This window comes from Acetobacter sp. A11-2 (genome assembly GCF_040208445.1).
Lineage (GTDB): Bacteria > Pseudomonadota > Alphaproteobacteria > Acetobacterales > Acetobacteraceae > Acetobacter > Acetobacter oryzoeni.
The window spans coordinates 2346115-2371470 of sequence record NZ_CP157843.1 but is presented as its reverse complement, the minus strand read 5'-3'; the positions used below and the strand labels follow the sequence as shown (position 1 = coordinate 2371470).

28 protein-coding genes are annotated in these 25356 nt (G+C 52.3%); 10 read left to right on the top strand and 18 right to left on the bottom strand.

Annotated elements, in window-relative coordinates:
* The first annotated feature begins 19 nt into the window (after positions 1-19).
* Complete coding sequence (locus ABNV41_RS11610; protein ID WP_349934749.1) at positions 20-754, top strand: hypothetical protein; 735 nt, start codon at positions 20-22, stop codon at positions 752-754.
* On the opposite strand, the gene ABNV41_RS11605 is transcribed toward ABNV41_RS11610, so the two are convergent.
* A protein-coding gene (locus tag ABNV41_RS11605; protein WP_087651418.1) for an IS5 family transposase occupies positions 747-1501 on the bottom strand; the annotation gives its coding sequence in 2 pieces (ribosomal slippage) (positions 747-1162 and positions 1162-1501; 756 coding nt in all). The two genes, ABNV41_RS11610 and ABNV41_RS11605, sit on opposite strands and share 8 nt — an antisense overlap.
* Before the next feature lie 220 nt (positions 1502-1721).
* Here ABNV41_RS11605 and ABNV41_RS11600 point away from each other — a divergent pair.
* From ABNV41_RS11600 to aldA, 3 genes are all read left to right on the top strand, one after another.
* Entirely contained in the window at positions 1722-2618 is an 897-nt protein-coding gene (locus ABNV41_RS11600) for an aldo/keto reductase (RefSeq protein ID WP_050819234.1), read from the top strand.
* A 6-nt stretch (positions 2619-2624) separates the two neighbouring features.
* On the top strand, positions 2625-3491 hold the full coding sequence (locus ABNV41_RS11595) for a LysR family transcriptional regulator (RefSeq protein WP_050819235.1): 867 nt from the start codon (positions 2625-2627) through the stop codon (positions 3489-3491).
* 105 nt (positions 3492-3596) lie between these two features.
* A complete protein-coding gene (gene aldA, locus ABNV41_RS11590; protein ID WP_050819236.1) occupies positions 3597-5045 on the top strand; it encodes an aldehyde dehydrogenase in 1449 nt (482 codons plus the stop codon).
* Positions 5046-5148: 103 nt separating this feature from the next.
* Here aldA and ABNV41_RS11585 read toward each other — a convergent pair whose 3' ends face one another.
* From ABNV41_RS11585 to ABNV41_RS11570, 4 genes are all read right to left on the bottom strand, one after another.
* Positions 5149-6453 carry a c-type cytochrome gene (locus ABNV41_RS11585; protein ID WP_349934747.1) on the bottom strand — a complete coding sequence of 435 codons (1305 nt, stop codon included), beginning with the start codon at positions 6451-6453 and terminating at the stop codon, positions 5149-5151.
* A gap of 4 nt (positions 6454-6457) precedes the next feature.
* Positions 6458-8650, bottom strand: a complete 2193-nt coding sequence (locus tag ABNV41_RS11580; protein WP_050819238.1) for a molybdopterin cofactor-binding domain-containing protein — start codon at positions 8648-8650, stop codon at positions 6458-6460.
* Positions 8647-9108, bottom strand: a complete 462-nt coding sequence (locus ABNV41_RS11575) for a (2Fe-2S)-binding protein (RefSeq protein WP_050819239.1) — start codon at positions 9106-9108, stop codon at positions 8647-8649. Before ABNV41_RS11575 ends, ABNV41_RS11580 begins: the two co-directional genes overlap by 4 nt.
* Positions 9109-9218: 110 nt before the next feature.
* Entirely contained in the window at positions 9219-10295 is a 1077-nt protein-coding gene (locus ABNV41_RS11570) for a DUF563 domain-containing protein (RefSeq protein ID WP_050819240.1), read from the bottom strand.
* Between the two features lie 107 nt (positions 10296-10402).
* On the opposite strand from ABNV41_RS11570, the gene ABNV41_RS11565 reads away from it, so the two are divergent.
* A complete protein-coding gene (locus ABNV41_RS11565) occupies positions 10403-11500 on the top strand; it encodes a class I SAM-dependent methyltransferase (RefSeq protein WP_050819241.1) in 1098 nt (365 codons plus the stop codon).
* A 14-nt stretch (positions 11501-11514) separates the two neighbouring features.
* Here ABNV41_RS11565 and ABNV41_RS11560 read toward each other — a convergent pair whose 3' ends face one another.
* The gene (locus ABNV41_RS11560; RefSeq protein WP_050819242.1) at positions 11515-11742 is read right to left on the bottom strand and encodes a hypothetical protein; all 228 of its coding nucleotides are present in this window, start codon (positions 11740-11742) and stop codon (positions 11515-11517) included.
* Between the two features lie 108 nt (positions 11743-11850).
* Between ABNV41_RS11560 and ABNV41_RS11555 the strand changes: the two genes are divergently transcribed.
* Positions 11851-12606: an HNH endonuclease gene (locus ABNV41_RS11555; protein WP_050819243.1), complete on the top strand. Its 756-nt coding sequence runs from the start codon at positions 11851-11853 to the stop codon at positions 12604-12606.
* Positions 12607-12636: 30 nt separating this feature from the next.
* Here ABNV41_RS11555 and ABNV41_RS11550 read toward each other — a convergent pair whose 3' ends face one another.
* Positions 12637-13905 carry an MFS transporter gene (locus ABNV41_RS11550; protein ID WP_050819244.1) on the bottom strand — a complete coding sequence of 423 codons (1269 nt, stop codon included), beginning with the start codon at positions 13903-13905 and terminating at the stop codon, positions 12637-12639.
* Between the two features lie 273 nt (positions 13906-14178).
* Here ABNV41_RS11550 and ABNV41_RS11545 point away from each other — a divergent pair, with 273 nt between their 5' ends.
* Entirely contained in the window at positions 14179-14421 is a 243-nt protein-coding gene (locus ABNV41_RS11545) for a hypothetical protein (RefSeq protein ID WP_050819245.1), read from the top strand.
* Between the two features lie 116 nt (positions 14422-14537).
* On the opposite strand, the gene ABNV41_RS11540 is transcribed toward ABNV41_RS11545, so the two are convergent.
* Positions 14538-16199: a Hint domain-containing protein gene (locus tag ABNV41_RS11540; protein WP_087651532.1), complete on the bottom strand. Its 1662-nt coding sequence runs from the start codon at positions 16197-16199 to the stop codon at positions 14538-14540.
* A 449-nt stretch (positions 16200-16648) separates the two neighbouring features.
* On the opposite strand from ABNV41_RS11540, the gene ABNV41_RS11535 reads away from it, so the two are divergent.
* Complete coding sequence (locus ABNV41_RS11535; protein WP_349934745.1) at positions 16649-17230, top strand: hypothetical protein; 582 nt, start codon at positions 16649-16651, stop codon at positions 17228-17230.
* A gap of 2 nt (positions 17231-17232) precedes the next feature.
* Here the strand turns inward: ABNV41_RS11535 and ABNV41_RS11530 are convergent, their stop codons facing one another.
* Entirely contained in the window at positions 17233-18351 is a 1119-nt protein-coding gene (locus ABNV41_RS11530) for a site-specific DNA-methyltransferase (RefSeq protein ID WP_349934744.1), read from the bottom strand.
* A gap of 293 nt (positions 18352-18644) precedes the next feature.
* On the opposite strand from ABNV41_RS11530, the gene ABNV41_RS11525 reads away from it, so the two are divergent.
* Together ABNV41_RS11525 and ABNV41_RS11520 are read left to right on the top strand one after the other, a co-directional pair.
* Positions 18645-18914 (top strand): hypothetical protein, encoded by a 270-nt coding sequence (locus ABNV41_RS11525; RefSeq protein ID WP_349934743.1) that lies wholly within the window; start codon positions 18645-18647, stop codon positions 18912-18914.
* Positions 18915-18961: 47 nt separating this feature from the next.
* The gene (locus ABNV41_RS11520) at positions 18962-19249 is read left to right on the top strand and encodes a hypothetical protein (RefSeq protein WP_349934741.1); all 288 of its coding nucleotides are present in this window, start codon (positions 18962-18964) and stop codon (positions 19247-19249) included.
* Between the two features lie 288 nt (positions 19250-19537).
* Here ABNV41_RS11520 and ABNV41_RS11515 read toward each other — a convergent pair whose 3' ends face one another.
* The 9 genes from ABNV41_RS11515 to ABNV41_RS11475 form a co-directional block, all read right to left on the bottom strand.
* The gene (locus ABNV41_RS11515) at positions 19538-19738 is read right to left on the bottom strand and encodes a hypothetical protein (protein WP_339077742.1); all 201 of its coding nucleotides are present in this window, start codon (positions 19736-19738) and stop codon (positions 19538-19540) included.
* Between the two features lies 1 nt (position 19739).
* On the bottom strand, positions 19740-20120 hold the full coding sequence (locus ABNV41_RS11510; protein WP_349934739.1) for a hypothetical protein: 381 nt from the start codon (positions 20118-20120) through the stop codon (positions 19740-19742).
* A gap of 41 nt (positions 20121-20161) precedes the next feature.
* Positions 20162-20473: a hypothetical protein gene (locus ABNV41_RS11505; protein WP_349934738.1), complete on the bottom strand. Its 312-nt coding sequence runs from the start codon at positions 20471-20473 to the stop codon at positions 20162-20164.
* Entirely contained in the window at positions 20466-20645 is a 180-nt protein-coding gene (locus tag ABNV41_RS11500; protein ID WP_087651528.1) for a hypothetical protein, read from the bottom strand. Before ABNV41_RS11500 ends, ABNV41_RS11505 begins: the two co-directional genes overlap by 8 nt.
* Positions 20642-21199, bottom strand: a complete 558-nt coding sequence (locus tag ABNV41_RS11495; protein ID WP_349934737.1) for a lysozyme — start codon at positions 21197-21199, stop codon at positions 20642-20644. Before ABNV41_RS11495 ends, ABNV41_RS11500 begins: the two co-directional genes overlap by 4 nt.
* A 115-nt stretch (positions 21200-21314) precedes the next feature.
* Positions 21315-21626: a hypothetical protein gene (locus ABNV41_RS11490; protein WP_349934736.1), complete on the bottom strand. Its 312-nt coding sequence runs from the start codon at positions 21624-21626 to the stop codon at positions 21315-21317.
* Positions 21627-21687: 61 nt separating this feature from the next.
* Complete coding sequence (locus ABNV41_RS11485; RefSeq protein ID WP_349934734.1) at positions 21688-22938, bottom strand: hypothetical protein; 1251 nt, start codon at positions 22936-22938, stop codon at positions 21688-21690.
* Complete coding sequence (locus ABNV41_RS11480) at positions 22938-23723, bottom strand: hypothetical protein (protein WP_349934733.1); 786 nt, start codon at positions 23721-23723, stop codon at positions 22938-22940. The genes ABNV41_RS11485 and ABNV41_RS11480 overlap by 1 nt, the downstream gene beginning before the upstream one ends.
* 3 nt (positions 23724-23726) lie before the next feature.
* Entirely contained in the window at positions 23727-25352 is a 1626-nt protein-coding gene (locus tag ABNV41_RS11475; protein WP_349934732.1) for a hypothetical protein, read from the bottom strand.
* Between the last annotated feature and the right edge of the window lie 4 nt (positions 25353-25356).

Here is a 25356-nt window from a genome sequence, read left to right as displayed (position 1 = left end):
AAAGAGCAGGAGTGCCACCATGACCGACTCCTTTCATCTCCCCAAAATCTCTCTTGAAGGCCTGGAGAAGATTATTATCGCGTACAGCCATGTGCCCGATAACCCTACCTTGGATATACTTGCGCGCCTTACCAAAATGGGCTCTGCCGCCATTAGCAGAAACAATAAGTTTCTGATGGATATCGGTATTATTGCAGGTGCGGCAGACAAAACAGTTACTCCCTTAGGCCAAAAGCTGGGGCATGCGCTGGAATACGCCATGGGGGCCGATGCACAGGCATATTGGCGAGAGGCTGTTGCCAGCAATGCCGCCCTTATGGCGCTTATGGCCACGGAACATCTGCAACGCGGCATGAGCGAAAAGGATTTATCTGCGCATATTCTTGATGTTTCGGTGCATAAAAAACATGCGCATACACAAACAGGTGCGCGGTGCCTGATAGATATTCTGCTGGAAAGCGGATTACTTGTGCAGGACAAAGACAAGCTTGCAGCCGCACCCGCCAAAAGCCCAGATCAGCCAGAGCCTGCCGCCCAAGATCATGGGCAAATTTTCGGCCTGCAGGCAGAAGATTCCGCGCCGGATACTAAGGACAGCACGCCACAGGCCGCCCTTATAGGGGTGCCACTTGCAGGGCAGAATACAATACGCCCGGATATGCCTGCTATCACGTTGAATCTGACATTGCCGGAAACAGAAGATCTCACGGTTTATGAAAAAATCTTTCGTGCTCTACGGCGTGTCGTCAGTTAAGCAGGATGATGATTGAGGCGAACTGCACGGCTGCGAGGAAGGTCGATTTCAGTTTATCGTAGCGGGTTGCGATAGCGCGAAACTGCTTGAGTTTATTGAAGAACCTCTCAACAAGGTTCCGTTCGCGATAGAGAGAAAAATCGGTTTTCCGTCGTGTCGTTCTGTTGCGTTTTGGCGGGATGACCGGGGTAATCCCGCGCTGTATCAGCCGATCGATCAACCTGTCCGCGTCATACGCCTTGTCAGCAAGGAAAGCATCCGGTTCGATGTTTTCCAGAAGTGGTTCTGCCTGGGTGATATCGGCATCCTGTCCCGGTGTGATGCCGAGTTCCACTGGATTGCCCAGAGCGTCGCAGATGGCATGGATCTTTGTAGTTAGCCCGCCTCGTGATCGTCCGATGGCCTGATCCGTGCCCCTTTTTTGAGAGCTCCGGCACTATGCTGATGCGCTCGGACAATTGTGCTGTCGATCATCATGTATTCGTTGTCGTAATCAGCGGCCAGATAACGAAATATCCGTTCGATGACGCCGCTTTCACACCAGCGGCGCAGACGCCGGTGCACGTTTTTCCAGTCACCGAAACGGGCAGGAAGGTCGCGCCATGGAATACCCGCGCGATAGCGATACAGCACCGCCTCCACGAACAGACGGTTGTTCACCGCAGTGCCGCCGACATAGCCTTCTCGACCAGGAAGAAGATCCTTTATCCGCTCCCACTGGTCATCGCGTAAACTATAGCGCCGCATCTGTCTGTCTCCCCAAAAAATGGGAAAACAGTCAGCACACGCAGACACAAAGTACAACCCTCACGTGCCACTCTCAGGGCTTAACTGACGACACGCCGTAAGGGAAAATCTTTTGGGCTTGCCGCCTGTGCCCTAAAGCGTGTTCGCTCTGCGCAAAGCTGGCATGAATACAGCCCAGTGCAACCTCTGCGCCGGGTAGGCGTTGGGGATAGCATGTGGCATGGTTTTACACGCAAAACCAGCATGTTACCGTTTAACGCCAGATTCAGGAGAGCACGTTTTGGGTATTCCCGATATCACACTGCACGATGGTCTTACTTTTCCCGTTATCACCTTTGGCACCTACAAGCTCAACGGTATAGCTGGCATGGAAGCAATGGTCAGCGCATTGGATGTAGGGTACCACGCACTGGATAGCGCCTTTAATTATGAAAACGAAGGCGCTGTAGGCCATGCCGTGCGCAAAAGCGGCAAAAAGCGGGAGGACCTGCGCATTGCCTCCAAACTGCCGGGCCGCCACCATGACTACAACGAGGCGCTAACAACCATTGAGGAATCCCTCTACCGCGCGCAGCTGGATTATTACGATCTGTATTACATCCACTGGCCCAACCCCAAGGTTGGCAAGTACGTAGAGGCATGGCAGGCGCTTATTGAAGCCAAGAAACGTGGCTATGTGCGCTCTATTGCCGTATGTAACTTCCTGCCCGAACATCTGGAAAAATTGCAGAAAGAAACAGGTGTTCTGCCATCTATCAACCAGATTGAGCTTTCCCCCTACTTCCCGCAGGATGAGATGCGAGCGCTACACAAAAAGCTGCATATCCTTACGCAGTCATGGAGCCCCCTTGGCCGTGCCAACAAGCTGCTGCAGGACCCGCTGATTCAAAAAATTGCCCAGCGGCTTAACAAATCCACCGTGCAGGTTATCCTGCGCTGGCACCATCAGCTTGGCTGCGTGCCTATTCCTAAAGCTGCTAGCAAGGAGCATCAGATTTCCAATATGGATATCTTTGATTTCTCCCTGACAGAGCAGGACATGAAGGACATGGCAACCCTTGCCCGCCCAGATGGCCGCAGCCATGGGCAGGACCCCGCAACATACGAAGAGTTCTGATTTATCATGGAAGCACTCCGTCTGGCGCAGTTGCAGATTTTCTGCGCCGTGATGGAGGAGGGCTCGGTGGTTGCGGCCTCGCGCCGCATGCACTGCGTGGCATCCAACATTACGGCGCGCCTAAAAGAGCTGGAACAGCTTTTGGGGCAGGATCTGTTTGCGCGTGAAAAAGGGCGTCTTATTGCCACGCCAGAAGGCCGCCTTTTTTACCATGAGGCAAAAGAGGTTGTAGAAAAAGCCCATAGCCTTGCAAGTTTTTTTCAGCCCGATGTGCCGCGTGGCATTTTGCGTATAGGGGCGCTGGATGTGGCCTTGGCGCATTTTTTGCCCCAATATATGCCCGCCTTTATGGCCGCCCACCCAGATGTAGAAATATGCCTGCTGCGCCGCGCCAGTTATACGCTGGAACATATGCTGGATGATCAGGAACTGGATCTGGCCATAACAGATGGCCCCATTGTGCATCCACTTCTTGAAAGCCGCTTTGTTTTTACAGAAGAACTGGTGCTGGTGGCCCCGCAGAATATCCGCAGTTTGCAGGATATTCATTGGCCCAGCACCACGGTGCTTTTGTTCCATACAGATTGCTTTTACCGCAGCGCGTTTGAACGCTGGATGGCAGAGCAGGGCTTTGTCCCTCGTGCTATTCAAACAGTGGAATCTTACGATGTCATTCGGGCCTGCGTGCGCGATGGTATTGGTATTTCCTGTTTTCCTAAAAGCATTTTTGCGCATAAAGCGCCGGATGATGTGCGTGTTCTCAATGTGCAGGGGCTACGGCCCGCCCCGGTGTACTGTGTATGGCGGCGCAATGGTGCAAAACCTTTGCTGCGCAGGTTCATAAATACCATTTGCCCAGCAGAAGCAGACTAAAACCATTCACCTTTTGTAAATGGTTTACTGATATATCATTACTTTTAATGAACGTATATGCGCGTCATACTGTAAACAGAATTTCAGAAAAAAGGAGAACATCTCATGGCTGATGTTAAACAGCAGGATCTGTTCATCAATAATGAATGGGTAAAACCCACATCTGGCAATTACACACCCATTAAAAGCCCCGCTACGGGGGAAGAAGTTGGCCAAGCCGCAGAAGGCAACCCGCAGGATGTAGATAAAGCCGTGGCTGCCGCAAAAGCTGCCTTTAAGGGCTGGAGCAGCAAACCCGCCAGCCAGCGGGCCGATTATCTTTACGCGCTTAAAAACCTTGTAGAGCGGGACAAGGAACGTCTGGCCACCATTATTACATCAGAAATGGGCAAACCCATTAAGGAAGCCCGCGCCGAGGTAGATTTTGCTGCTGGCCTGCTGCGCTTTGCTGCAGAAAATGCCCGCAGGCTTCAGGGGGAAATCATTCCCGGTGAACGGGAAGGTGAAAAAATCCTGATCGACCGCGTGCCGCACGGTGTGGTGGGGGCCATTGCTGCTTGGAACTTCCCGCTGGCTTTGTGTGCGCGTAAAATTGCACCAGCACTGGCTGCGGGCAACACCATTGTTCTCAAACCTGCTGATGGCACACCGCTTTCTGGCCTGGCACTGGCCGAACTGGTGCAGGAAGCCGGTATTCCCGCCGGTGTGGTGAATGTGGTTACAGGCAGCGGCCAGGGTGTGGGCGTGCCACTGGTGGCGCATAAGTACACCCCGCTGATTACCATGACAGGCTCTACCCCCGCGGGTAAGAAAATCATGGCCGCCGCAGCCGAACATCTTAAGGAAGTACGGCTGGAGCTGGGCGGTAAAGCACCTTTTATTGTCATGGAAGATGCAGATATTCCCGCAGCGGTGGAAGCCGCCGTTACGGCACGCTTCTTCAACGGCGGGCAGGTGTGCACAGCCAACGAACGCACCTACGTGCATGAAGATGTGTATGACCGCTTTACCACGGCGCTGAAAGATCGCATCGCCAGCCTGAAGGTGGGTGACCCGATGGATGATGCCACAGATATGGGCCCTAAGGTAAACGAAACCGAGCTGGAAAAAGTGGATGGCATTGTGCAAAAAGCCATATCACAGGGTGCAAAGCTGGAACTGGGTGGCAAACGCCTAACGGGTGGCGCCTTTGATAAAGGCACCTTCTATGCCCCCACATTGCTAACAGACATTACCCCGGATATGGACATTGTGCAGGACGAGGTATTTGGCCCCGTGCTCTCCCTTATCAAGGTGAAAGACTTTGATGAGGCTCTAACCCGCGCCAATGATAGCCGCTATGGGCTTTCTGCCTATCTGTTCACTAACGATCTTTCCCGCATCCTGCGTATGGGCCGGGAACTGGACTTTGGGGAAATTTACGTCAACCGTGGATCGGGTGAAGAACCGCAGGGCTTCCACCACGGATACCGTGAAAGCGGATTGGGGGGTGAGGATGGCCAGCACGGGCTGGAAGCCTATGTGCGCACCAAAACCATTTATCTGAACGCCTAATACCCAAACTCTGCCACGCAACATACTTTAAGCGTGGCAGATACAAAAAACCGTGCCGGAGCAGAACGCACCCGGCACGGTTTTTTTGTGTTTTCAGGAAAGATTAATCCTGCTCTTTTTTAATCTGCTCAACCTGTTTTTCCAGATCATGCGGTTGGGCTGTGGTAAAGTGTGTCATTACAAACGCGGCAATATCGGCCAGATCACGGTTGCTGAGGCCACCACCTGTAAAGTGCGGCATAATCTGCACGCCCGTTGCAGTTTGCAGGCCTGTGCCATTTACCAAAACCTGTATCAGGTTACGGCCATTATCCGCACCTAATGAGCGCCCACCCGCAATGCTGGCAAAGCTGCTTTGCCGCCCTGTGCCATCTGGCAAATGGCAGCCCGCACAGGCTGATGCATAAAGCCGCGCGTCACGGCTGTTTTGTGGCAGACTGGCATCTCCGCTGGCCGTGTTGCGGAAGGTTACGGAATCCTGCGGTGTGCTCACAGGTTTTGTGCTGCGCAGATACGTTACCATAGCCTGAATATCCGCCGGCGTCAGGTAGCGCAGGCTGTGGCCAATAACATCCGCCATATCGCCAGATGCCGTGCCGTGGCCATCTGCATGGCCGGTGGAAAGGTATTGCGCTAGTTCGGCATTTGTCCAGCCGCCAATACCGGTTTTGTTATCGGACGAAATGTTATAGATGCGCCAGCCGTTCAGCATATTGCCGCCAAACGCCTTGCTGGTTGAAAGCCCAAAGGTGAGCGTGCGCGGGCTGTGGCAATCTGCGCAATGGCCGGGGCCTTCTACAAGCCAGCGGCCACGGTTCCATTGGTCGGATTTGGTGGTATCATCCGGGTAGGCAGAAGCCGGGCCGTTTACGATGTTCCAGAAAATCATCAAACTGCGTATGGAAAAAGGAAAACGCAGCTTGTTTTCTGGCGCCGCGCTGGCAGATGTGGGCAATGTGGCCAGATAGGCCCGAATATCGCGCACATCCTGATCACTCAGGCGGGAATACGCAGGGTAGGGCATGGCGGGGTAAAGGTGCTTGCCACCGCGGGAAACACCCTGCTTTACGGCGGCAACAAACTCCTCATCGCTCCATGCGCCAACGCCGTGCTGCTTATCCGCCGTAATGTTGGTGGAATACACCACACCCATGCCCGGCAACTTAAACGCTCGCCCGCCCGCATAGGGCATGCCGCCGGGTGCGGTGTGGCAGACCTCGCAATCCGATGCACGGGTGAGGTACTGGCCGCGTTCCACCGGTGTGTTGCCGGGTGTGCCGTCTTCCGCCGCATTGGCGTGGGCTGCGTGTGTGGGCATGCCTAAGGTTGCCAGCAGCAGGGCCGCTAAGGTGATTTTGCCAGAAAAGGAAACACGTTTTGCGGGTGAGAAAGAAAAAGCGTGTGTCATGGTCTTATTCTTTCCCTTCCGTGTTGCGGGCAGAAAGCAGGGGCAGGCTGCGGTAACGCCGCCCCTGTGCCGCCGCCATGGCGTTGGCCAGCAGCGGGGCTGCGGCGGCGGTGCCAACCTCACCAATACCGCCGGGGTCTTCCTTGCTGGGCATCACCACCACATCAATGCGGCGTGGGGCCTCGTTCATGCGCATTACGCGCCATGTATTAAAGTTTTGCTGCTGCACACGCCCGTTTTCCAGCGTGATCTCGTTATACAGGGCGGCGGAAAAACCAAAAATCAGCCCGCCCTCTATTTGCGCAATCACTTGGTCCGGGTTGATAACCTGCCCGCAATCCACGGCTGCGGTTACGCGGTGGATAATCACTTCATCCGGGCTGGGCATTTCAATTTCTGCAATGCTGGCCATGTAGGATCCAAACGCAAACTGCAAGGCCACACCGCGCGCGCGGCCTTTGGGCACGGGTGTGCCCCAGCCTGCATCTGCTGCCGCGCGTTCCAGCACCGCCAGCGCGCGTGGGTTGTTCTGCACCATGGCGCGCCGATAGGCTACCGGGTCTGCCCCCGCGCGGGCGGCCAGTTCATCTATAAACCCTTCCACCACAAACAGGCCACGCGTGCCACCCACGCCACGCCACCATGCAGTGGTGATGCCGGGGGCCTCGCGCCGGGCAAACTCCAGCCGATACGCGGGGTAGGTGTAGGGTGTGACCACCGTGGCAAGGGAGAGGTCTTCATCATACCCATCCTTTGTCAGTTCTGGCGGGTCCCACCGTGCCACCACGGCCGGGCCGACAATGCGATGTTGCAGCGCGGTGATATACCCTTTGTCATCCAGCGCGGCGGTGAGCTTATCAACATAGGCCGGGCGATATCTGTCCTTCGTGATATCTTCTTCCCGGCTCCAGACAATTTTCAGCGGGTAGGGCACCTGTTTTGCAAACTGCACGCACTGGGTGACGTATTCATGCTCCAGCCTGCGGCCAAAACCGCCGCCAATATATTGGCTGTGCACCGTAATTTTGCTGGCGGGCAGGCCGGTTATTTCGGCTGCGGTATCTCGCGCGCGTTCGGCCACCTGTGTGCCCCCCCATACATCACACCCATCTGGCCGCACATGGGCGGTGCAGTTTATGGGCTCCATGGGGGAATGGGCCAACAAGGGCTGTTGATAGGTGGCTGTATAGGTTGCACCGGCTTTGCCAATCACACCCGGTGCATCTGCCTTGGCGTTGGCCACAATGGCCGGGCCGTTGAGCCCTGCGTGCAGATCATCATAAATGGTCTGGGTGGTAATGGCGGCGTTTTTTCCAAAATCCCATTGAATATGCAGGGCTTTCAGGCCCTTGCGTGCGGCCCAGTAATGCTCTGCCACCACGCATACGGTATCTTTATTATCCGTTACCAGCACAGCGTGCACGCCATTTACGGCCAAGGCGGCGTTGCGGTTCATGCTGCGCACGGTGCCACCCTGCACGGGGCAGGCGGCCACGGTGCCAATTTTCATGCCCGGCACCTGCACATCCATGCCAAAGTGGGCGGTGCCATCCACCTTGATCTGGCTATCCAGCCGATGGTGCTTGCGGCCAACCAGCGTGTAATTGGCAGCATCTTTTAATTTCGGCTCTTTGGGCACAGGCAGCTTGGCGGCAGCTTCTGCTACATCGCCAAACGGCACGGTGCGGCCAGAGGGCGCATGCACTACGGCCCCGTTGGCGGTTGTGCAGCTTTCTGGCGCAACGCCCCAGCGTGAGGCCGCGGCCTGCACCAGCATGGTGCGCGCTGCCGCACCAGCCTGGCGCAACGGCAACCATTCTGTCATGACAGAGGTAGAACCACCGGTAATTTCCGCCCCGCCACCGGGGGGTGCTGCTTCTATCTGCACGGCAAACGGGTCTATCCCCAGTTCTTCCGCCATCAGCATCACGGATGATGTGTAAATACCTTGCCCCATCTCGATATTTGGTAAAATGAGGGTGATGGTATTATCTGCGGCAATACGAATAAACGCATTGGGTGCAAAGGGGGTGGCTACACCTTCTACCAGCACGCCGGTGCCTGCCTGCGTGGCCTGCGCTGCTCGCCCACGCGGTGTGGGCCACAGCGTTGCCAGCAACAATGCACCGCCCGCTTGCAGCACGCGCCTGCGGCCGGTTTTTAGCCGCGCGGTGGATGAGGGGGAATGTGTGCTCATGCCAGTTCTCCCGCCGCGTGGTGAATGGCTGCGCGAATACGCATATACGTGCCACAGCGGCACATATTGCCAGACATGGCACTGTCTATCTGTTCATCCGTGGGGTTGGGGGTGGTGCGCAGCAGGGCCACAGCAGCCATAATCTGCCCCGGCTGGCAGTATCCGCACTGCACCACATCCAGCGCCACCCACGCAGATTTGATAGCCCGCACAACCGGGTCTGCCATATCCAGCCCTTCTGGCGTGGTAATGGCGCGCTCTCCCACCAGCCCAACGGGCAGGTTGCACGCACGCACGGCCTTGCCATCTACATACACGGTGCAGGCCCCGCACTGGGCAATGCCACAGCCAAATTTGGCGGCATTCAGGCCCAGAATATCGCGCAACACCCAGAGCAACGGCGTGTCGGCATCAACGTCCACGCTGTGCGGCTGGCCGTTTATCACAAGGGTTGGCATAAGGGGGAGCTCCTGCTGGTGGTTTGTTACGTATGAAAAACCACCCTAACACTTTCGGAACAGAAACGGAATCTTCTTGATTATATATGCAAAAATATAGACAGCTATCTTCAGCCCATCTGCCCTTTGCGCCATTGCAGCAACGTGTGCGCGTGGCCAACAATTTGATCTACCGGCAGGGGCAGGCTGGCGGGTGTGTAGTGGTCTTCATGCGCAACGCCGGTTTCCACCTTGTCTGCCCAATACTGCAAACCGCCCTGAATACACATGGCCAGAAAACACGGGTTGAGGTGGTGGCTGGGCACCAGTTCGTACACCAGTGTGCCGGGCTGGCACCATGCCACATTGGCAAGGCCCGCGCCCAAAAAGCCCACTACCATATCGGCCTGTGCAAACAGGTCTATCTGTTGGGCCACGGGCAGGCGTTCTGGGCGCACGCGGGCAAAGCCCAGTGTGGTTAGGGCCTCTGCCAACTCGGCCTCGTTAGGCATGCGGCGGTTTGTGGCCTCACCGCGTTCCAAAAACAGGTAGCGCCCGCGTTTGGGCGTGGTGCTGGCGGCCTGACGCAACGCGGCATAGGCTGCAAGTGATGTTGCAGATGCCGTAAAATCCGTTTTGCCGCGCACAAAATCTGTATACACCACGCGGGGGAAGGCATAGCGCGTGCCGGGCTGTGTGATCAGCCGCCGCTCAGGCGCCAGCCCGGCAAGGGTTACAAACTGCTCCTGCCACGGGGTAAGGGGCGGCAGCAAAAACACATCGTTCTGCCCGGCATGTTTTAAAAAATAGTAAAGTGCCGGAACCGTGTGTGCCACCCAGTGATAGTAATTGGTGTTCCAGTGGTCAAACCCGGCCCATGCGGTGCAATGGTGTTGCTCCACCGGTGTGCTGGCGGGGGCTGCGTGCCAGCGTTTGAGCGCATCTGGCCCTTGGGTATAAACCGTATCATGCAAAGGGTGGCCTTCCCACGCAAACAGGGCCAGCGCGGGGTCAAACACTGCGGGGCCAAAGCTGTAGCGGTATATGGGGGGGGTATCTGTGTGCCAGTCTGTCAGCAGGCTGTGGGTGCCATCGGGCAGGGTGCCCGCAAAGGCGAAGGTGCCCCCAATGCGGGATGAGGTTTCAATTAACCCCCGGCCTCCAGCAGCCTGAAAGATACAAGGAAAAGCAGAAAGAGGCACAGACATGGCGGGGGGCTTTAGCGTTTGGCAAGGGTGTGCCAAGTATAGGGGTGGGGCTTGGGTTCAGGCAATAGGGCGGAACTTTGGCGCGCACAGTATGCAAGGTAGAGCGGATGCAAGACGGTTCCTATAACGAAGTGCCAGTTATCAGAACACCGGTTTTTAAAACCCCAGCGGATGATCTGGCCTACTGGCAGGCCAACCCGGATGTGGCCGCGTGTGGGCTTTCTGCCCCCCAGCATTATGCCCAGTATGGCCAGCATGAAGGGCGTATGCAGGCTGCCAATCAGGATCTGGTGGCCGCCATGCGTGAACGCAAGCTGGAGCGCATTGCCTTCCGCCAGAACCCCGTAACACCACGCACCTATGGCCAGCCCGCCAATTACATGACAGACGCCATAAGGCAGGAGTTCCATATTCCGCCTTTTCCGCCCATTTCGGCCCATAATTACGGCGGCTATATTGCGGGCCTGCAAAAAGAACACCCGGATTGGATGTTTCTGGATGTAGGGGCCGGGCTGCGTGATACCGTAACCGAGCAGATGGTGAATGTGGATGTGTTTCCCGCCCTGAGCACCGATGTGGTGTGTGTGGGCGAAAACCTGCCTTTTGCCGATGCCCAGTTTGATTTTGTGCTGTGTGCCGCCACGCTGGAACACACCAAGCGCCCGTGGGAGGTTGCGGCCGAAATCTGCCGTGTGCTGAAACCCGGCGGCATTGTGCGCATAGATTATCCGTTCCTGCAGCCTGTGCACGGTTATCCCTCACACTACTTTAACGCCACGCCTGAAGGAAATATCAGCCTTTTTGAAAAATGGTGTGATATCCAGTACTGCATTGTAGAAGACCACTTCCACCCCCTTCATGCCCTGCGCTGGATGATGGAGGACTGGAAAAATGGCCTGCCAGATGATGCCAAAGCCCAGTTTGGCAATATGCGGGTGGATGACTTTTTATCTTCTGCCATCCCGGACATGATGCAGCAACCCTTTTGCACGGAACTGAGCCCGGAAGCCAAAAAGGTGATTTGTGCAGGTTCTACGTTGGAGGGTGTTAAAAAGCAGGGCCCGCAGTTTTATGGCAGCTTGCGGGAAGAACATCTGGCGCAGGAAGTGCAGCAGGCCCGGCGGGATGTGGAGATCATGCGGGCTTCCTCATCATGGAAACTCACAGCCCCATTGCGTAAGGTTGTTGGCCTGCGGCGTAAATAAGGACCGTTGCCGCATTAACCAAAAAACAGCGGGTAAACAAACATCCACATACCCATAACCAGCAAGATGCCCGCAATAACCATAGGCAGTGCAACGGTTACCATAGGCCCAAAACGCGTGGGCCGTTCTGGTGGTAACCCGGCATTTTGGTTAACTTGCGCCACACGGGCATCAATTTCTGCGTCTATGGGGTCTTCCTCTGTCCAGTTCTCTTCAGGCGTGGGGGAGGGAGCATTTATCATGTGTGGTCCTTGTAGGGATGAGGAAGAGGCCGAGGGAAAGATGTAGCGTATGTTTTGGGTGTATTGGGATATTGATTAAAGAATATGAAGATTTGATACGAGAAAAATATGAAACACCAGCCAAAAACCCCTTCTCGTAATCCTGCATGGACACGTGATGAGCTTATTCTGGCTTTAAACCTTTACCTTGAATGTAATGGCGCTTTTCCAGCTAAGGGGGATGCCCGTGTGCAAGAGTTAAGCGATCTTCTTAATAAGTTTTGGAGATTGCAAGGATATTCTGGCGCCACACTACGTAATACAAATGGCGTGGCAATGAAGTTAATGAACTTTCGTGTTCATGATCCAAAATATGCTGAATTAAAAGGATTGAAAGCAGGCAATAAGTTAGAAAAAGAGGTGTGGGAAGAATTTGCAAACCAACCGGATGATCTGCAAAAAACAGCCCAAGCGATTTGTGATATTATTCAAAACCCTCAGGAAGCAGAGGAAGCCCTTGCCCCAGAGCAAGAAATAGAAGCAGAAGCCGTAGAAGGGCAGTTACTTACCCACCTGCATGTGCGGCGTGAGCGTTCTAAAAAACTGATTGCACAGAAAAAGAAAGCCGTTTTAGAAAATTTAGGGCAATTGGTATGCGAAGCTTGTGGCTTTGATTTTCAAAAACGCTACGGTGAAAGAGGCGCGGGTTTTATAGAATGCCACCACACCAAGCCTCTTTCTGATTTGCCAGAAGAACGCACAACGCGGCTAAGTGATCTCGCGCTTTTGTGTGCAAACTGCCACCGTATGATTCATGCAAAGCGTCCGTGGTTAAGCATTCAAGACCTTAGAGATATGATAAAAAAGGCATCTCAGCCGCATTAAAAATATTTTCCTAACGGGGGGTGGAGGGCTTTAGCGTTTCTGCCCGGTTTCACGCAGCAGAAAGGTCAGCACGCCTGCCAGCACAATACCGGCCAGCCCAAAGCTGAAGCCCTCTGTAAAGTCTGCCCCGTTAAGTGGCCGCCCATGTCCCAGATGTTGTAGGAACGCGGCAAACAGCGGAGAGACAATGGCGCTCATAACAAACACCAAAAAGTTAATGGCCCCTGTGGCGCTGCCCTTTACATCATCGGCATTCACTTCCTTGATGATGGTGTAAGGGATCATGGCCGCACCGGAAGAAAAGCCCAGCAATAGCGCCAGCACATAAGGCGGAAAGGTGTTGCCCGGCAGGTAGATAATGGCTGCAACCGTAAGCGCCATAACAATAATGCCGCCCAGCAGCACGGGTTTTCTGCGCCCAATCTTGTCTGTTAAATAGCCAAGGGCAGGGCAGCCAAACATCCAGCCCACTGGCACCATGGCGGCGCGCATCACGGCCTCATGGTACCCAACGTGCCAGCTTTGGGTTAAAAACGTAATGCCCCATGTCATGCTGCCCACGGTGGTGGGCAAAAACAGCAGCCCCGCACATAGGCCGCACAGATAAGACTGCGGGTTGGTGAGCACGCTTTTATACGGCGCAAACATGGAGCCAGAAGCCGGGGCCACATGCGTGGTGTCTGCCTTTTTTTCCTGCGGGGTCATGACAAACAGAAAAACGGCTATCAGGGCAATAAGCAGCCCGGTATCAATCCAGTAAAAATGCCAGTTGATGACACCATGTATCAGCCATGCCACGGTAGATTGCCCCATGGCGCCACCCAGCATGCCCGCGCACTGCGTGGCCCCCACAGCCGTGGCCAAATACTTTTTGGGAAAACCCCGCGCCGCCAGATAAACCGCGCCCACAAACGCAAAAGCCGAGCCCGCACCTTGCATAAGGCGGCCAAGGCTTGCCATCCATTCTTCCCCCCAGCCAAACAGGCAGGTGCCAATGGCCAGCACCAGCGCCCCAAACGAGATGGTATATTTGGCCCCCCACCGGTCCACCGCAGCGCCAGAAATAATGGAGCAGAAGGAATAGGTGTAATAATACAGCCCGAGTAAGGACCCCAAACCCACCGTAGTTAGCCCAAAGGCGGAAACAAGCTCGCTCACCATCACGCTGGGGGCAGAGCGGGTTGAGTATTGCAGAAGATAAAAAACCAGGCACAAAAACCATGCAATAATATAGGGTGTCTGGATTGAAGTTGTGGGTTTATGTGTTGGGGGCGGCGGGGTGTTAATATTGGCAGGCATCTTTATCTTCCACACTTTTTACGTTATCAATAAGAAATATTCCGAAAATCTATATATAAATTTTCATTCCTATACACTGACAACACTTATCTGGTCTGGCGTGTTCTGCCAGAAAGAGGCAACACAATTTTCAGAGACAACTTACACCTAACATAGACATGTCTGGGCAGAAATTGATGTATGTCTTTTAGGGTGGAAGAGGCCCGGCATTGATACGGCGGCCAGCTGCGTTCATGATACAGCAGAAAAAAGACACAACAGGATAAGTTCAAGATGACAGAAGATGAAGCCCGTATGCTGGTTGGCACAGAACTGGACCCACAAAAACTTTACATGCAGGTTGAAGGGCTGAAAGATGTTTTAAAACTTGCGGTAAGTGGTCTGCCTCCGCAAAGTTTGAAAAACCTGCGTGATGCGCTTGAAGAAGTATGCGCAGGCAGTGTGGAAATTCCGGGAATGGCCGAAGCGCTAGAGATAGTAAAAGAACATTCAGCCGAGGCACCGCATGTGCAGTAAGGTGCCTGAATGTGTTATACGGTTTCTATAAAAGCGTTTTATACACTGTAGATATATAAAAACAGGCCCTCTCTTTGCGGAGAGGGTCTGTTCAAACCGTTTAGCTGTTGAAGAGATTAAGCAGAGCGTGCCAGCTTTTCTGCTGTTGGTTGTGTGTTAATCAGGTAAGGGCCAGCCGCACGGATGGTGAGGGTAAGAATGCCCATTTTCCCTTGTAGCAGAGAGCCATCCAAAGGCAGCACGGCATCACCGTTCGTCCAGGCGCAGTCTGTCCAATCAGTCTCATGCCAGCCCTGAGGCTTTTCAGCCTGAAGGTGCGTTGTGATGTTGTAAGACTGTCTGGCGCAGTGCAAAATTACATCAGCAACCGCAACGCCCATATAACGGCGATCATCCACAAACGGGCCGATCATATCGAATGGGCGGCTGGCGCGAGAAACAATGCGTAAGGATTTTGTGCCAGATGGCAGCATAAAGCTGTATTGCTGGCCATCATGCCGTATTGGGCGAATGGTTGCGCCTGTTTCCGTAACAAGATGCAGATCAGGATTGCTGGTTGTTGCAACCGGTTCTGCAGGAACGTGGGCATCTGCAACAGTGTTTGAGCGTTCTGCCAGATTATGGAACAGGGGTTCAACAAAAGCGCGATCAACGCAAAGAGGCGCGCCTGCATCTTCCGCCCAGCTTTTAACGCTGCCACCTATACGCACAACCTTGCCAGCCTGCTGGAAGGCGGAGCGGTTGCCTGTATCCAGATAGCTTTCTGTCAGCATACCATCAGCGGTAATAACGGAATGCTGTGCCGTTTCAACATGATAGTAATCGTAAGAGGTGATGGACTTGTCATAGAAAATGGAGGTGCCATTTACCAGCATACGCACGGGCACAAACTTGCCATCAAAGAACAGGCAATGTTCTGCGGTAATCAGCATATCCTTGTAAGGCACACCATCTGCTATGGCATTTTTGGTGATACGAACCGGGTATCCGGCCTCATCATCCGCCAGTTCAGGGCGGACAGTGGCATGCGCCTTGCCGGCCCAGATAACAGGCTGGGTCATTTCCGTGTTGTGCTGCCAGTTATAGGTAACAACCTCATCACCAAAGCGCAGGTCTTCTACCGCCACATCACCCTTGGAAGTACGGATCATGCTGCCGGGAAGAAAGCAGACAAAAATAGTATTATTATTTGAATCTAGAGAGGTTTTGAAAGCAGAAGACGTATAATAATTTCCATCAACATCTTTGGCTGTATATAGGGTAGCTATTACAGTTCCATTATCTGCCTGTTCTACTTTAATAACGCCAGCGCTTACATCAACCAACTTTGTTTGAACCCAAGTGGCGGCAATAGTAATATTGTCCCCCGGAGCAACGTTGGAAAAAGTAACATTTCCGTCTTTTAGGGCGTTATCAGTTATTGTAACAGTATTTGTCTGGTGTGTTGTATCACCAAACGTAATATCTAGTTTTCCCGATGTGCTAGAAGAATTGGGCGCAGAAAAAGAGCCACCGTTTATTTCAATTGTTCCACTTGGTAGAGTGCTGGAATCTGTTGTTAAATCGGTTCCGGCGTTTACGACAACTTTGCTGTTTTCAGATATATTTAGAATTTGGAGTGTGATTGCTCCGTTGTTGTCTAGAATAACGTCTCCAGCAAATGTAACATTATTGATCGCACTAGATGGTGACCCTGTCATAATTGTAGTGGTGCCAGCAGAACCAACTGTTCCGCCATTTTGATCTACATCTGACCATGAAAGTGTTTCTGTTGCCATTTTCCAAACCTCAGATTGTGTAAAAACCGAATTTTCACGATGTTAAGTATATTTTAAACAGTTTACAGACTCAAAAATTGTTAAGTCAACGAGAACAAATCGTGTTATGAAAAATTTGTCCTGCTTTAGGGAGGAATGTGCAAAATGGCAGCCGCTCTCAAGGCAGCTCAACAGCCACGTATTGTAAAATGGCGTTGTAAATTTTACAGTTTTTTAGGAAAAACCCAATAAAAACAAAGGGTTGAACAGGAGGGTGGTGGAGCTGAGGGGTGTGTAATAATCTTTTGATATCAATGGGTTGCTGTGGAAAACAAGTATTATTTTAAGTGCATAAATTCAAAGGGTTATAGGATGATTGTAAACTTTTAAACTATTAAAAAAGATGTGTTTGGCGAAATAAAATGCTCTCTGTAGTAGATGCGCATAAATGAGAAGGTATGGTGAATTACATGAGGTCAGTTCTTACATGGCAAGATCGTATTCAAAATTATATTCGAGAGACTGGTTTCCCTGAAAATATTTTTATGGGAGAGGATGGTCGCGTAGTCGGCACTTGGATTATGGGTAATGACTATCGTGTGAAGTCTTCTTATTATGGCGGGTATCCACCTACTTATCTGCGGAGGATTAAAGCCTTATTTCCAGATAAAGTTTCAACGTTACATGTTTTTAGTGGTAAAGTAGATTTAGAGACTTTTCCTGGTGATACGGTGGATATAAATCCAGATGTCAATCCAACTTTTCTTGATGATGCTCAAGGTCTAGAGGCAGTTCCATTGGAAAAATATGATCTTGTATTAGCTGATCCTCCGTATTCCGTAGAGGATTGCAAACATTATGGTACAACCATGGTTAAACGTAATAAAGTAATGCGGGCCTTACAAGGATTACGTTCTGGTGCACATATTGTTTGGCTAGATCAAGTTTTGCCAATGTATAGAAAAGATGAATTCACCGTTGAAGCGACGATTGGCATGTGGAAAAGTACCAATCATCGCTTTCGTGGAATTACTATATTTAAGAAAACTTAAGGTTAATTTGTTCGGCCAAGTTTTGGACCTAAATTACGTCCAAAGATGTCTTTCAATCGATCTTCCCAGCCGCCTTGATGGTAATCAAAGGCGTATTTGGGAATGCGTTCTAAGTCAGAATTTTCTAGAGTGAGTTCGCCTGTCGTTTTATTCAGGCGTTCTTGCAAACTAACTAACAAACTCTGAAAACCTCCATCCTGTCTTGTGCTCGGATCTTGTTGCAAAAGGAGTTTCATTTCATCTTGGGTTAAAATAATTTTTTTAGATGCCATAATGGAAGCCTTTAGCCGTTGGACTGCAGTTTTTACATAGGTATCGTCTACTTCAATTCCAATACCTTTTCCGCCAGAAAAATCTGCAGCGACTAAAGTGCTTCCTGTTCCAACAAAAGGATCTAATACAACAGGATTTCTTTTGCCATGTAAAAAAATACACCAAAGTGGTAATTCTACAGGAAATGTCCCTGGGTGAGAGAATTTTTTAGCTTTGCTGTTTACTGTTCGGTAAGGAATGAACCACGTATTTCCACGGCAGCGCAAATCGGCTTTATGACCAAAACGATTGATATTGCTTTTATCAGCGAATGGAACGCCGATTGATAGACGATCAAGCTTTACGTCACCTTTTTTTGTGAGATGAAAGATGTGCTCGTGATTGTGGTGTGTGAAGCGGGCACCTGAAATTGGTTTGAAGTGACCGCTAGTCTCACGGTCAACTGCAATGGACTTTACCCATACAATATGGTTTTGCAGTTCAAAGTGTTCTTTAAGGCGAGCTGTGATGAGGAACGGCAACCATGGTTGCCGACTTGAGCCTGAAATATTTAAAAAAAATGATCCATCATCTTTTAATACCCTTTTGAGTCTTTTAAATAAATGATCCATCCATTCTAGATATTCTAGCTCTGTTTTGTTATCATTATATGAATTATATGATAAATTTATATTATAAGGTGGAGATGTAACTATAACATCGACAGATTTTGATGGTATTTTATCGAGTGTAGCTAGGCAGTCTCCGTGATGAATTTTATGTCCTTTTACCTCATGTATGCCATGAGCTTTGATCCGAGTAATATGTGCAGGTTTGTGGTGGTTAGGGTAAGAAATAGCACCGCTCATTTTGGGTCTCTCCACTTGCATTGAAAGAGGGGTACCAATTTTCAAAGAATCGTACAACTAATATCTGTACATTGAAGGTATGAAATTTTGTGATGTAATGATGTGCAAAATAAAAAGAATTTCATAAATTTATAGGGTTTGCACTCTAATGATAGATATTGAAAAAATTATATATATTTTAAATAATTAATATTTATATATTAATAAAATCTGCTTAGAAATTCAATGTTGCGTGACGATATTGATGTTTGGAAAATAGTGGGGTAGAATTCTGAAGTAAGGAGATAGTAGTAATGAGTGATCAAGAGTTGATTTTATTCCGTCTCACGCCAGATGAAGCCACTGCCCTTACTGCTCAGAAAGGGCAGGGAGGATTTCAAAGTTTATTTGCTAAAAGGTTGGCGCAATTTGATTCTACTAGGAATGAAGTTCGCCTTACTGATGAAGGCTTAGGTATGATTGTTCGTCACTTGAGTTATGGCCCCGGTGGTTTTCAATTATATTTAAAGAAAATTTTTGGTAGATCCCTTATGGATCTTTTAAATGGAATCCGTGAAAGATAATCAAGTGTCATAAAATTGTTAATTAAATCAATCTGATGGAGAGTGTCGTGAATATATATGTTATTGTGGCGGCAGCTCATGAAAATGCCGTCAATCATCTAAATTCAAAATTCAAGATGTATAGATATCAGGAAATTCCGGGTGAAGATGAGTGGAAGTTTCTAGGTTGGAAAAATATTCATTTTATTAGTGATAAAATCAAAATGGGTAATAAAGTTTTAACTGGGAAATTCATTGCAAACAATGAGATCTTAACCGGAGAACCGGTTGAGATAGAATTAAGAATCGCAAAAGATAAGAAAAAATATAAAATAAGCGAAATGCCAGATAAATAGCAATATATATAGTATGTTTGTATTTTACGCCCCACGAAAGACATTGTGCTTGATATCCATCGTGGGGAATATATTTATTACTCAGTCTGCATAGTGGCATCGAGCTGCTTTCCCGCAAAGGCCCATTCATCCACCGTGATGTGTAAAGTCTTCCTTAAGCAGTTTTAAGTCACTCATTCCTCCAAAAGTCTGACCGTACCACCAGTGCATGCCAGCCGACAGCAAAGATGATGGTGGCGAGGAAAACTCCCCCGCCACCAACAATCATGCCGCACTCAAAATCCGGCGTCATGCGGACTGGATGGCCGCGTTATCGGCCTTGCATTTGGCAAAGATGGCCTGAATATCCGCCACACTTGGCCCGGTCTTGCTCTTGGATTGCTCCAGAGCTTCCTTGACCGTTTCATACACTTCCGGCCCGTATTTCTCGGCAAGACCAGCCACGGTGCCGACTACGCCCAGGATGGCGCTGATTTCTGTTGCGTTCATGTTATTTGCTCCCGCCAAGAGCTGCACAGGCATGCGGCGTGGTGCCGGTTTTCAGGCCTGCCCAGCAGGTTTCAAATGAAAGAAAATCGGTCTGAAGTGCGTTCACACCCGTCTGGGTGATGCTGTTGCCGTGCTCAATGGAGGTTTCCAGAGACGAAATTTCATTGAACACGGTCTGGCTTGCCCGCTTGGCAATATCCTTCTGCGTATCCGTCAGGGCGATGCCCTTTACGTTGCCTTTAATGGCATCAGGAATCGGCTGCGCCAGAACGTGGTAGGAGCTATCCGCATCGAAAACAGTTTGGCGCAGCTTAGCCTGCGGGGTTGCGCCACAGGCAGCCAGAAGGGGCAGCAGCCCCAATGCGAGGAATGCTTTTTTCATTTCAGATCGTCTTTCTCAGATGAAGATGAGAAGGCTAACTTTCAGTTAGCCTTTGGCTCTGATGGCGTGGCCGCAGCCTTTGTGCGCATCAGAATGGCTGCGTTGGCGGCTTGGCCCCAGTTGGCAGCAAAAACGTTAAGAACCCGGTAAACCGGCCACAGCTTGGAACCGGCAGGCGGTGCCGGGATCTGTGTTGCCACAAACCCCAGAATGGCTGCGGCGCTCAGGCCAATTTCCACCCAATGGGCATATGGCTGGGGCAACTGCGTAAGAGCCACAACCAAGGTGCTGGCAATGCCACCGGCCTTTGCCGTTTGGACAAGGGCGGTTTTAGCTGTTGGTGTATCAGCCATAACCAGCCCCACGCATGCTGACGGGCAGCGTGTTGATATCCATGCGCTCAATGATGATGTTTTCTTCATTCAGCCGAAAGCCGCTTTGCCGCAGGCGCTGGGCCAAACGGTCGAACAGTAGATCTGCCAGGCAATCCAGTTCATGCCGGGACAGAGGATCTCGCTCACTCATGCGTTTTCCTTCACGCGATCGATTTCCGCCGCGTTGAGTTGATCTGTGGAAGTAGGGGAGGGTGCAGGCGCTAATGGCTGCGAATCGCAGGGGTTAACCCCGCTCCAGAGCAGCCATTCCGCATGACGCCGTGCCGTCAGGCCGGGCACCGTAATCAGCTGGCCGTTGCGGTGCATGTGGTTCCACAGCAGGAGCTGATCACTGGCCGCAATATCTTGGCCCGCGTTCAGATATTTCAGCAGTGTGGAACCTGCCAGCGCTGCTGTTCCCAGATTATACTGGAAATCCAGCAGCGCACCTTCTCGGTTTGGCGAAAGCTGCGTGCGCACCAACTGGCGCAGCTTTACCCGCAGGCCTGCCAACGTAAAAACCAACAGGGCTTCGGCCTGCTGCTGCGTAATGGGCGCAGTTTTGGCAGTTACGGCGGCCCCGTTGGCCAGGGCACGATTGCCATAACCAATAGACCAGTAACCCGCCGGGCAAACGTAAGGATGCAGGCGCAGGCCCTCGAACTTGCGGCACAGGCATGCCGCCAGCTGGATGGAATCATTCATCTGTTTTTCCGGATACAAAAAAGGCCGCTCAATGGCGGCCGGAGTGGGCGTATTTCAGAACTGTTCAGAACTGTTCAGAACTGAATACTTCTGCATTGACAAACAGCGCAGTCAGCTAGGGATGGCTGAACAGGTGATAAAGAGCTGCGGCCAGCGTTGCGATGCCGGTTGGCCCCAACATGCTGGCAACCCACATGGTCAGGCGCGTGGCGCCGGCGCGTTCGGCATCATCAATCGCCATTTTGTCGATCTTGGATAAAATCAGCGTATCCCGCTTTTCTAGCGCATCCGTGCGTGCCGCCAGGGCAACGCGGGCATCGCGCTCTTCTCGCTGATCCTTTTTCACCTCACTGAGATCCTCTTGCATGGTGTCGAGTTTCGCCAGGACGGTGCGCAGATCTGCACCATCGTTTTCTGCTGTGGGCATAATGTGTCCTGATACAAAAAAAGCGGCCTAAAGCCGCTGGAAATCTAAAAATTTGATACTGCTATGATGCCTTTGGCCCTATAGCGATGATATCCAGTCCCCACGCAGTGGAACCACCCCATATTACAGCAGTAAATCCATCCTCATCCACGCCACCGGGATTTACTGGCAGAACTGTCGTTCCACCCGCTGGCTGCGTAGCATTAACAATAACGCGTGGAATGCCACCAAATTTGATGGGGAAGTCGATACGCGCCATTGTGGGCGTTGAACCTACGGCAAAATGCTGGATCAGAGTGTTCTCGTCTGGCGATGTAATAGATATATCACCTGAGAATGCTACAGTTCCCTTGCCCGTCGTGACACCACCATCTGGAGCCATCCGGAGCCAGTTTTTGTTGCCTGTATTATTGTCAGGCGATCCACCGTTCAGATCCCATGTGGCGTTGCCATTACTGTCAACATAGGTGTTTACCCATGCATTCGCAGCGGAATTGTAAACGGCACATTCATTACCCAACACACAGAGAGATGTTCCCACGCGCAGGTAATTGACCTGACCACCAGAATATCCAAGTTTCTGGCTATCAAGTGCGAGGGGTACAACCTTCGTATTGCTGTTGTAAGCCAGATACGGCAGACCATCTGCCGGATTTACGCATAAGGATGTGCCCGCCAGTGCATTGGCAATGCCGGGGTTTGTATTTTGAAGACAGCCGCCGATCAGCGCATTCACCTTGGCGACACCATACGCGCCATATGTTGTGCCATTGGCGCCAGTAAAGCCAAAGCGCGGGAAACCCTTTTCTGTGGTCAGGTCAACCCATAGCGCATCCACGGCTGTATCGGTTGCAACCAGACCTACGGCCAGCTTGAGATATCGCAGATCTGCCTGCGCTGCTGGCACAGCTTCCTGAGAGGTAAAATCATCCACATTCTGGACTAGCGTTTTACCCTTGACCGTCAGGCCGCCCGCCAGTGTCAGAGATCCGTCCTGTTCCAGAACAGGCACCATCTCGGCAGGGATTTCGTTGTAAACCTCAACAGAGCCGGGAAAGTTTAAAGCTACCTTGGTGCCTGCGGTGTTCCCCAGCACGGTAGAGCGTGCCAGCGTGCTAGGCGTGCCAACGGTGAGTGTACCAATACCCCATTCGGCCTGAGAACCATCATCGGCAAAATACAGGACGTTCCCACCATTCGGGAACGCGGCAGAAAAAGAACGCCGGTTTGCCTCAGCCCCGTTCAGGGTAAAGCCACCCGTGCCGGGTGCCGTGGCTGTTTCCAGCACATAATTGCCAAGCTGTGCAGCCATTACAGGCGCTCCGTGAGATTGAGAGTGAGGGAATGCCGATCAGCTGGCCCGTATGGATTGGACAGATCTCCGCCGCTTAGCGTTCCGAACAGGGATTTCTGCGCCAGCACATCGGTTGTGGCACTGGGATCTGGTACAAACAGAATATTCTGGCCGGTAACAGCTGCCTGCAAGACCTGATCCAGCACGGCCGCATCGGCATCACCCAGAGAATCATGCACGATGGAGAGCTTGCGCTGATACCAGCGGCCAGACACAAATTCCGAACCGCCCAGCGTGGTGACAGTATCCTGCCCCAGATTGTTGCCTGCGGTGCTGGATGTGCTGAAATTGCGCACTGGCTGAAACAATGGGCCGGCGTAGATCAGCGGCACAGACAGGAACCCATCAGGGTTGGCCGTGTCTGTTATCGTGATTTCGCAGCGTTCATCAGTCGCAATGCTGGGCAAGATGAACACGCACTGGCCGTTTGCCACATTGCACGGGCCTGTCCAGTCTGTGTGCCAATCCACGCCCCACCAGCTGTTGATGCTGCCAGTGCGGATCCGCCACGTTGCTGTAGCACTCAGGTTGGTGCGATGCAGACTGATAGCCTGCCATTTTGCACCAGCGACATTGGCAATCGTCAGAACGGCGGACGTGCCCGGTGCACGCCAGCCAAGGCTTGTCGCCCCCTGCTGATTTTTCAGGTTTGTTACCGGCAGGCCAGATGCCTGCGCACTGGCGCCTAACGATACGTGCGGCCAGAGCACAATATTCTGCCAGCCGAAGCCACAGTTTTGCATGAATTATACCAGTATCTGAAAGGTCACGGTCTGATCCGTTGCACGGATCTGCTCACTCACCACACGGGCAAGCTGGCGGGTTTGCAGACCAGGCGCTGGGGCTGTGATGCCGATCACGTCACCCAGTTCCAGCTGCCACGCATAATCCTGCGGGATTGTGACAGCCCAGAGCCTGCGCTGCGTGCCCCATAATGCGCCGTGAGATTGCGCAATCAGAGCGGCATCCGCCTGATTAGCCAGCGCCGTAGTAATGAGTGCCGGATCATTCGGCACGCGGTAGCGGCTCTTGATATCCGCCGACCACCACACCGCCGCACGGTCTGCCACGGCAATGATGGCCTGCCGATCTGCCGGAGCCTGCGGATGCAGATTGGAACCTGTGGTCTGCACCGTGAAATTGTGCTGCCAGCCAATACGCCAGCGCCATGTTGGCGGATCTAGCGAACTATCCAGCGAGGCCGCTGCAATTTCCGTGATCAGATCTGCATTCAGCTCCACCACTGGCGTCTCTGCTGCCGTGGGTGCTGCCAGTGCAATGGGCAGCAGCGTGCCTGTGCGTGTGGGCACCAGCGTAATGTTCAGGCCAGAAAGCAATGTGGTAGCAACCTGTTTGCCCGTGACACTTTCAGAGCCGTCCCAATACCAGCCACCAGACCACGGCGCGATGGTAGAGGCTTCCACCCATCCGGCATCAATATAGGCCGCAGGCATCACCAGATCCTCCAGCAGCATCTGCCGCAGAATATCCAGCACGCCAGACGGCGCTTTACCGGAGCGGAACTGTCCCACTGCATCTACCGTGATGCCGTAAACAGGTTTTGTGCCCAGCCGCAGCCATGTGCCGGCTGATCCGGTCTGCACGGTATATGTGCCCGGAGCCGGGCTGGTTGCATAAATATCCGCAACCGTTGCAGCAAACTGGATACCGCCTGCATAGCCACCTTCATACAATGCCGTGATGGAGGCTGGCCCATCCGAGATCTGATAGACGTAATTCACGCTATCAATCAGCACGGGCGTGATGTTGCACACGCTGCCCCGGATGCGCGGCATGTTCTTGCCTGCCACGTTGCTGTCTCCATCCAGCTTGCCCGTTCCACCGTAGGTAGAAACCGGCATGCTGCCATCCAGCCAGTAGGTGGCATCCAGAAGGTCAATTTCTGCCGTGGTGCGGTCTGGCTTCCAGCTTTTGCCCAGACCGGCAAACACCGGCAGCATGCTGCCGCTTTGCGGATCTTTCCAGATCTGCCGCGTGGCATCCCACACCTTGCTGCCCGTAAAGATCCTCACGGGCAGATGATCATTTAATCGGGTTGTCAGAAGGCTATCCAGCACACCGCCTGGATTGGCTAGCGTGATGGAACCTGCCGAGAAGGAACCGCCCATGGCATCCGCTGACAGTGACAGACCCCGATCAATCGCAAAGGCATCTGTCACATACGGCGGATAGGGCATGCCGTTTTCGTCCACAAACCCGGCATCTGAAAAGCGGATGGTATCCGTGCTTTCCAGTGCATGGGTTTGCCGGCGCAAGGTGCCGTGTGCCCGCGTGCCATGACTCAGCGTTTGGGCAATCGTGCCCGTGGCCGGCTGGACAATATCCAGCTCAACCGTTCGGAATGTTGCCATTTTA